An 8,367-nucleotide genomic window follows, 5' to 3' on the forward strand; every position below is an offset into this window, starting at 1 on the left:
CAGCAAGCACAGCACGCAGTGCAGCAGATTCAGCCGAAGTGCTGACAAAACGATCGCCACTGATAATCAGACCCTGATGCACCCGCGCTGCATGGTCGTGCGTGATTCCGCTGTCTCGAGGATCAAAACCCGCTTTGGCACTTGCCAGATAAATAGTGGCAGCTTCAAATAATGGAGCAGTCAGCGCCGGATCGCAGGTGAAGTGCGTGCACCCATAGCCCGGCATCTCCCAACGCGGGAAGATAGGCGATGCATCCATGTCATGCTGCAGGAATTGCGTGGCCACGACCACATCACCCACCTGCACACCCTCACCCATACCACCGGCAACACCGATAAACACGATGCGCTGCACATCCAGACGCTCAAGCAGAACGACTGCCGTCGTCGCTGCAGCCACCTTGCCAATGCCGGACAATCCCAGCACCACCATCTGACCATGCAAGTGTCCGCGCCAGAATTCGCGCCCGGCGTACTGAAAATACTCCCGCTGCTCCAGTGCCTGCACCAGGCCGCCCTGCTCTTCAGACAAGGCACTTAAAATCGCTGTGGTCATGTATGATCAAAAAATTAGAAAGATCGCGGGGCGACCAAATTCTCCATCGGCATCACTCAGAACCTGTTCAAGGTCTCGATCAAGGGATGTAGAACATGGCAAAATTGAACGAAGAAGCGGAGCATACTCGAAGGAAGTATTGAGCATTTTGAGTTCGATTTTAATGCTGCGATGCACCCTTCAGTGTGATATTAAACAGGTTCTCAGGGTGATATAGTCAATCAGGTGGCCAGGGCAGATCATTTTCCTGTGCCAGCATCCTGCCCCATGCTTCCAGTTCGGTCAGAATTTCCTGCTGCGCTTGTTGTGTGCAATCGGTTCGTAGTTGCAGCAGTTTCTGGTGGTATGCGTTTAGTGTCAGATTGCCGTTGATGGCATCTTCACCCAACCACCTGCGACAATGTGCTTGCCAGCGATATTTTTCCTGGGCCGACAAGGTATCGTAAAAATTACAGGCACGATAGCGAAACAGCAATTCGGTATAACGCCCATCCTGAAATTTTTCGGAGAGATCAATCAGTTTCTCCGGTTTTGCATCACGCACCAATGGAAACAGGTTGCGGTCGTGATCGCTTGCAAAACCATCGTACAGTGCCAGATCAGCATCATTTTCCGGAAAGATCTTACCGTTTGAATACGCTTGCTGGATCCGCTGCATGAAATCCGGGTTTTGCAATAGCAGTTGCCAATACGTGTGGCACTGTTCAGTATTTAAACTGATTCGTTTGGCAATCTCATCATTAAGAACTTTCTGTGGCGCCAGTGCCGGGCATTTGTTCAGCCTGATCGCCTTGATCGGCAAACGCTGCTGTCCTTCTGCCAGTTCCTCTTTGGGTGTAAAAAGACGTTCCGCCAACGCATCTACATCCAGTTGCATGAATTCAGCGGGATCATGCCGCAGATCATAGACCAGAATACTATTGGGATTTCCCGTTTCAGGCAGCAGCGGCATGACCAGCGTAGTACAGCCATATTCGGAGGAATACATACGGGAAGTATGCAAAACCGGGGTATGCATTTTTAGATCAAGCAAGCTGGCAGCAGCACGTTTATCGCGCAAACGAAACAGCCAGTCGTACAAGCGTGGCTGTTGATCACGCAGTAGGCGGGCCAGCGCAATCGTAGCCCGAACATCTGATAGTGCATCATGCGCACTGTCATGCGTCAATCCATTGGCTGCAGTGATGTCCTCCAGCCGGAAACTTGGTTTGCCCTCGTCATTTTGCGGCCAGATAATCCCTTCCGGACGCAGAGCAAAGGTCATACGAGCGAGATCGATCACATCCCAGCGTGAATTACCGGATTGCCATTCACGCGCGTAGGGGTCATAAAAATTGCGGTACAGCGTAAACCGGGTGACTTCATCATCGAATCGCAGCGTGTTATAGCCCACTCCGCAAGTACCAGGTTGCGCCAGTTGTACATGAATCAGTGCGATAAATTCCGGTTCCGGCAACCCCCGGGCTTCTGCCATTTGCGGCGTGATACCGGTCAGCAGACAGGCTTCCGGGTGAGGCAAACGGTCACGTGCTGGCTTGCAATAGACTACCAGCGGGTCACCGATTTCATTGAGTGCTTCATCTGTCCTCAACCCGGCAAACTGAACCGGCCGATCCTGACGAGGGTTTGCACCGGAAGTTTCATAATCATGCCAGTAAAGGGTTGAGTTACCTGTCTGCATCGTAGTAGTCAGTTTGTCAAGGTTATGCAGCCGGGTAATCTATCACTGTTATCGCTATATCGGGAAATGCGGTAATCAGTTTTCTATCCGCCGTGATAAGTCTGGAGCTAAACAATTTTGAATCCCACATTATATGTGGGATTAATTGATGGTAAGCGTTCTGGTTCGTTTTGCCAACATTTGATGATGTATTGGTAAGGTGTAAGTCCTCGCAGGGTTTTGAATCACCTAGCGAAGTTATAAGCATTCAGGAAGTTGTAGAGATGTTCTCGCAGTTGATGATGATTTTTGTAGTGGTATTTGTAGTGGTATTGTTTGACGGCTACTTCTTTGAGGGTGCAATCCATGCGCGCTCGACTTAGGCATTGGTCTAGGGATGATTCGGCTTCGTCAAGCGATGTTCCGTGCCGTTTTCCAGGCAGACGCAATCGATGGCAACGAACAGGTAGAGTTTGCCTTCTTCCGTGTGCACTGAAATGGGATTAAACACCAGCTTTGCCAAAGACGTGTTTAATCGATCTTCGACAAAGCTGAAGCGCCAGAATGGGTCAGTTATCCTTGGCTGTGACCCTGGCTATGGCCAGGGCATTTTTTCATCATTTCGCTGGCTTCATTCTTGTCGATATACCCATCCTTGTTGATATCCACTTGATCAAACATCATTTCCGCATGGCGGGCATGCTCTTCCTTGCTTACTCTGCCATCTTTATCGGTGTCTGCCATAATGAACATTCCGCAGGGGGCCCCTCTATGATCACCGTGGGCATCCTTGCTGCTACCATTTTCACTTTTGTCACCATTGTGGCTACCCGCCACCATAAAACCTTCTTGGTGAGATTGTGCAGTGAAAGGGTTATCAGCCGCAGAAGCAGCAGAGCCAGCCACGAGCGTTGCAGCAAGAGCAGACCCGAGCACGAGAGAGATAATCGATTTTTTGTTGGGCATATTATTCATAAGGTATTCTCCTTGAGTTAAAGGTAAAGTAAGTTTTACCGGAAAGCGTATGCTCACTGATTGTTGAAGTTGAAGTCTGTCGAAGTTTCTATCCTCCTTGGTTTTCAGGGTTCGTTATGATCATCGCCCCAGACGCGATGCTGTCAGCGTGATATCGGCCTGATTCCATGCCTTTTTGAAACGTGCCTCAATAACTTTTGCCTCAGCTTCCTTTTTTTGAGCATGCAAGGCCTGCTGCAACCCGAAGAGAGCCCAACCACTATCACGATTACGCTTCAGATCTTCCCAGTAGACTGTCTCTGCTTCATCCGAATATCCCGCTTCCAGCAGGATTGCGCCCAGCGCAAGCCGGGGCGGATAATGCCATTCAGCCGGTTCCGTATAAACCAATGCATCTTCATAACGGACTGCGCGCTCCAGGTGGGCTATAGCCGAATCGAATTTGCCGAGCGCAGCATCAATCTCACCGGCCAGCACTTCCGGAGCGATTCTGAGAACTGCACGTGTTGTATTCTTGGATAAAAGCGCCCCATCCAGACTTGGATCATTCATGATCTCACGCAGGATTTCCAATTCCTGCTCAGCTTGAGGAAGACGCTTTGTGGCGACAAATGCCAAGCCCCGAACATAATGCCAGCTGCCTCTGAGGAAAACATTCGTGGCGGGCGGAGCAGACTCATCAAGTATCTCCTGCCAGTATCCGAACCTCGCGAGAGTCCAATAGGGCACCATACGAAATTTGGCAGTCAGGGGCATTTCCTTTAGTGTGGCGTCGTCTATCCTGCTAGCGGTCCTGCGAGCGGCTTCAATCGCGATTTTGCTTTGGCCATTTGCCGTGGCAACAAACGCAAGAAAATCGATATTATGCGGATAGTAGGCCATCGGATATAATCCCTGGGCTTGGCATTGGGTAATGTAGTTCTCGTCGGCTATGATTGCCAACTGGTTACTCCTCATTGCATCTGCATAACGCCCCACCCTCTGATAGATGTGCGACGACATATGGATCATGTGCCCTGCTGCCGGCATCAGCGGCATCAGCGTATCTGCTGCTTTCTCCGCACGCTCGGGGGTGTTCGTCGGCTCCATCAGGTGGATATACATATGCAGCGCAGCAGGATGGGCGGGATGGCGGCGCAGCATTTCCTCGGTCAGTGCCACGATTTCAGCTGTTCCCTCATGGGGATGACCGTCCCGCATCCAGTATCCCCAGGGGCGCAGATCCATCACTGATTCCACATAAAGCATTGCGATATCGGGGTCAGCAGGAAAACGCTGATGTACCATCCGCATTGCTTCGGCATAAGCCTCGTCATTTGCCGTGCGATCTCCGGCATCACCCGAATAACGTTTCTCCAGCGCACTGATCAGCGCCTGTTCCCTTTCCGATGCAGCTGTCATCACCGATTTTGCCTTTTGTATCAGCTTCAACGCATCAGATTCGTCTTTGGGGTCCATGGGAGCATTTATATTGGGACCTAATACCAATGCCTGGCCCCAGTATGCCATTGCGAGTGCGGGATCGAGTCGTGCGGCTTCGCGAAATGCACGATGTGCCTCGGCATGATTGAAGCCGTAGGCTAAATTGATGCCCTGATTGATGAACAGCTGTGCTTTTTTATTTTGCGTACTGACCGGGAATGTATGAACTCCCAGATTCTGCAGTCTGGGCGCCAGGTGTCTGTCGTGCCCTGGCTGGTTTGTCATGGGGGAAGCCTCATAATGCTTGTGGCTCGATCCTTGCGACGCAGATGGTTGACGCTGCTCATCCGGAACCAAGTCGCGTGCTTATGAAGACGGGCAGAAGATACCTGCCCCCGCCAATACCAGCCCTATCATAAAAGAATTAAAAACACGGGTTTCCATAGATAGTTCCTTAAAAGTATTTTTACAGTGGTGCGAAAGCTTTTCCTATTTATTACTCAAGTTCCACGCGTTTGTTCTGGCACTCCACTGCTGTGAACTTGGACGATGACAAGTTCGGCAAACCCTGCGTCCGTGATGGCAATTTCACTTCTAAACATCAGGCAGTGGCTTCCAGAAGTCGCGCGGTCAGATACATGCCAATACCAAATATAGAGTGACCAGCCATGCTCTTCAAACACGCGACATAGGGTTTGGGTGCTCGTGAGCCAGCGATTCCCATACCCATTCCCGGCATCATTACGAAATAAGGCAGGACGAGCAGCATCAGTGCAAGAATCAAAGGCTCGGTGATGCCGGGTTCAAACAGCCACCCGCTGCCCCAAATCGCGACAAGTAACAGTCCATAGCCGATACCAATGACATAATGGAAAATCCATCCCAGCACACGCTCACCTGGTACAGGCCTTGCCTGTCCCAAATTAGTCTGGATGAAGTTGCCGCCTGGCATATGACCTAGCCAGCGCCCGACCATCTGCCAGTTGGTAGCCGGCACGTCGAACAGGCGCTGCAACAGGAAAGCGTAGATATCAAGAATGATCGTGCCGCCGATTCCAACCAGTGTAGCTCTGATGAGATCCATTATGTCCGTCATATACTTTCCTTTTTCGATGATTGAACAAATCGCCTATCCTCGCGTAGTCAGCGTCATAATCGGAAACGTGGGCAGACGACGTAAAAGCAGATCAGGAAAAGATGAGTTTGAATAACAAAATCTATGCCGTACTCCCTATCACCCGCTGAGATTGCCATGGCAGCCATACATAACGCCAGACCACATCCGCAAGCTGCATTGATTCGGGTCGTGCTGCTTCCACTCACGCACCGGGGTCTGACCGCAAATCATGTTGTCGGCTTCGCCCGGTCAGGAACTGTACAAATAATACGATGAGGGTTACGATACCGCCGAAAAAAAGAATCATTGCAAGGGCGCCCAATACCATCATCCATGCCATGTCTGTCATCGAATGTGTGGCAGGTGCTGGCTGCAACATGAATGTGGATCCAGGACCGTAAACATGTAACAGAATCATTATCGTAAAGCTCGAAATCAGCGCAACGATTGCTGTTGTGAACCACTTTCCTTTCTTCGTCATGATGTTCTCCAATAAGCGTGATGATCGATTCGTTGCCGGGCACCAGCATGACACCCGGCGATAGAGGGTTATGCGACCTGATAGATACGTATTTCAGGCGCAGCATCCAGCAGTGGCTTAAGGCCACCGACCACATCAGCAGTGAACAACTCACTTTCCAGATAAGCACTCGCATTTTCGCTAGTGTCAAAATGTAATTTCAAAATCAATACCCTGCAGATCAAATTCCATTTCTTGAGCAATGATGCGGGCAGTGATATTTTCGCAACCGGCCAGCGCAGACAATGCGGTTTCCATTGGATTGGGCCCCATTCCCTTACCGCCCATCTCAGTATCGGCATCGATCACAACTTTGTATTCCCGGGCAATCGCAGTCGTTGCCATCCCCTCACTGGTAGTACTGACAGCAAATGTCATCTTCTCCATCCAGAATTCCTCCAAAAGTTACTCGACATACGTTCTTCAACTCATGAAACCGCCCGAAACATCAGCATCTGTCATCAGAAAAACTATTGATGCCTCACATATCGGATATCCGGTACCATCACGATCAATGAACCACTGATACTCAACTTATAAGAAATTATTCGCCCGTTCCTATTCACTGACAAACGAGATAAAGTATCTTTAATTGAAATAAAAACTTTATCGCTATGAAGTTACCTGTTCATCTGAACGCCTTGCGTGCCTTTGAGGCCAGTGCCCGTCACCAAAGCTTCTCTGCGGCGGCCGCCGAACTGAACGTCACGCCCGCTGCTGTTGGCCAACTCGTGCGCACGCTGGAGGACTGGCTGGGTACACCGCTGTTCCTGAGAAGCACCAGTGGTCGAGCACGGCTCGTTCTGACCGAGACGGCCGAGCGTGCGTTACCGGATATACGAATGGGCTTCGACCGACTGGCACTGGGCCTGGAACGATTGCGGGAAGGATCGACCAGCGGGGTACTCACCGTGACCGTCAGCCCGGCCTTTGCCGCCAAGTGGCTATTGCCGCGCATCGATCGGTTCCAGATTGCGTGGCCGGATACGGATGTGCGCCTGGACACCAACCACAAACCAGTGGATTTCGTAGCTCAGCGAGTCGATATCGGTGTGCGCTACGGTATGGGAAACTGGCCAGGCTTGAAGGCAGATAAACTGATGGATGAAGAAATTTATCCGGTGTGCTCGCCTGAACTACTGCGCCAGCGGCACCTGTATAAGCCAGGCGATCTGGCTCATGAAACCCTGATCCACGACTTATCGATGGACGGCCACGCGAATTTCCCGACATGGGAAACATGGATGGAAAAAGCTGGTGTGACAGATACCACTCCTAAACGCGGCATGCAGATCAACAACTCCGCAGCTGTCTTGCAGGCAGCGATCGAGGGACACGGCATTGCACTCGCACGCAGCATCATGGCACGCGACGATCTGGCAAGCGGGCGTCTGGTACGGCTGTTCCCGGACATCAGCTTCCCGTCGGAGCTAGCCTATTACATCGTTTATCGACCGGAATGTGTCAGCCTGCCGAAACTGATGGCCTTTCGCAATTGTCTGCTCGCGGAGGTGACACAGACGTGACGTAATGAGCCTCCAATCTCAAGGAAGAGTGTCTTGAAAATTTCATACTCGACATGGAATGTACTTGAATCGATATTACCCCCCTGAATGCTGCCTTGCCTACGGATTATGCAAACGCAGGTGGCTCTGTTCTGAACCCTTAGCGAGGATGATGGAAGCAAATCAATCTACGAAAAAACATGGCCTTTGCACTCAGCCTTGTCGAGGCTATCGTGATCGCACATGAGGCGAGTCTTGTCATGGAGGATAACGTCCTGACTGAGTACCTTGGAACCCAATATCAGCAGCCGTTGAAAAGAACTATCACCCTGAGCAGAAAATTTAGTAGTGATAATAGCTAGCTTTACAGGGTGATCAAGGCTTGTGTCGCCTTCTACAATAACGAGAAACTGCGCTCGTCATGGGGTATCGAACGCTAACCAGTAGTGGGCGCCCACTTTTTTAAAAGAATTCCTTCTACTACTCTTGGGAAAGCTTAATTAAAATATTTAGAAAACAGGAGCCTACATGGTATCTCCGCGATTAGTCACTAAAATTGAAGCTGAAGAACCAACGCTTCGTTTAGCTGTACTCATTGACGCTGACAATGCA

At 50.6% G+C, this 8,367-nt stretch carries 9 protein-coding genes and 1 pseudogene; 1 reads left to right on the forward strand and 9 read right to left on the reverse strand.

The genetic code is table 11. The features are described from left to right. From ABUL11_RS10520 to ABUL11_RS10560, 9 genes and pseudogenes are all read right to left on the reverse strand, one after another. A partial coding sequence (locus ABUL11_RS10520) for a 5'-methylthioadenosine/adenosylhomocysteine nucleosidase (protein ID WP_350283809.1) occupies positions 1–556 on the reverse strand: 556 nt, incomplete at its 3' end. Positions 557–773: 217 nt separating this feature from the next. Next, complete coding sequence (sbcB, locus tag ABUL11_RS10525; RefSeq protein ID WP_350283810.1) at positions 774–2,237, reverse strand: exodeoxyribonuclease I; 1,464 nt, start codon at positions 2,235–2,237, stop codon at positions 774–776. 107 nt (positions 2,238–2,344) lie between these two features. Beyond that, positions 2,345–2,667: pseudogene (locus ABUL11_RS10530) on the reverse strand (IS481 family transposase); the annotation flags it as partial. A 122-nt stretch (positions 2,668–2,789) separates the two neighbouring features. Continuing rightward, complete coding sequence (locus ABUL11_RS10535) at positions 2,790–3,191, reverse strand: EF-hand domain-containing protein (protein WP_350283811.1); 402 nt, start codon at positions 3,189–3,191, stop codon at positions 2,790–2,792. 120 nt (positions 3,192–3,311) lie between these two features. Continuing rightward, positions 3,312–4,898, reverse strand: a complete 1,587-nt coding sequence (locus ABUL11_RS10540) for a tetratricopeptide repeat protein (RefSeq protein ID WP_396956076.1) — start codon at positions 4,896–4,898, stop codon at positions 3,312–3,314. A gap of 316 nt (positions 4,899–5,214) precedes the next feature. After that, positions 5,215–5,709, reverse strand: coding sequence for a DUF2938 domain-containing protein (locus tag ABUL11_RS10545; RefSeq protein ID WP_350283813.1), 495 nt, complete (start codon positions 5,707–5,709; stop codon positions 5,215–5,217). Between the two features lie 223 nt (positions 5,710–5,932). Then, a complete protein-coding gene (locus ABUL11_RS10550; protein WP_350283814.1) occupies positions 5,933–6,211 on the reverse strand; it encodes a hypothetical protein in 279 nt (92 codons plus the stop codon). A 68-nt stretch (positions 6,212–6,279) separates the two neighbouring features. Continuing rightward, positions 6,280–6,414: a hypothetical protein gene (locus tag ABUL11_RS10555; protein ID WP_350283815.1), complete on the reverse strand. Its 135-nt coding sequence runs from the start codon at positions 6,412–6,414 to the stop codon at positions 6,280–6,282. After that, positions 6,398–6,637 (reverse strand): OsmC family protein, encoded by a 240-nt coding sequence (locus tag ABUL11_RS10560; protein WP_350283816.1) that lies wholly within the window; start codon positions 6,635–6,637, stop codon positions 6,398–6,400. Before ABUL11_RS10560 ends, ABUL11_RS10555 begins: the two co-directional genes overlap by 17 nt. A 227-nt stretch (positions 6,638–6,864) precedes the next feature. On the opposite strand from ABUL11_RS10560, the gene gcvA reads away from it, so the two are divergent. Continuing rightward, positions 6,865–7,776: a transcriptional regulator GcvA gene (gene gcvA, locus ABUL11_RS10565; RefSeq protein ID WP_350283817.1), complete on the forward strand. Its 912-nt coding sequence runs from the start codon at positions 6,865–6,867 to the stop codon at positions 7,774–7,776. The last annotated feature ends 591 nt before the right edge of the window (positions 7,777–8,367 follow it).

It is taken from the genome of Nitrosomonas sp., assembly GCF_040256045.1.
GTDB lineage: Bacteria > Pseudomonadota > Gammaproteobacteria > Burkholderiales > Nitrosomonadaceae > Nitrosomonas.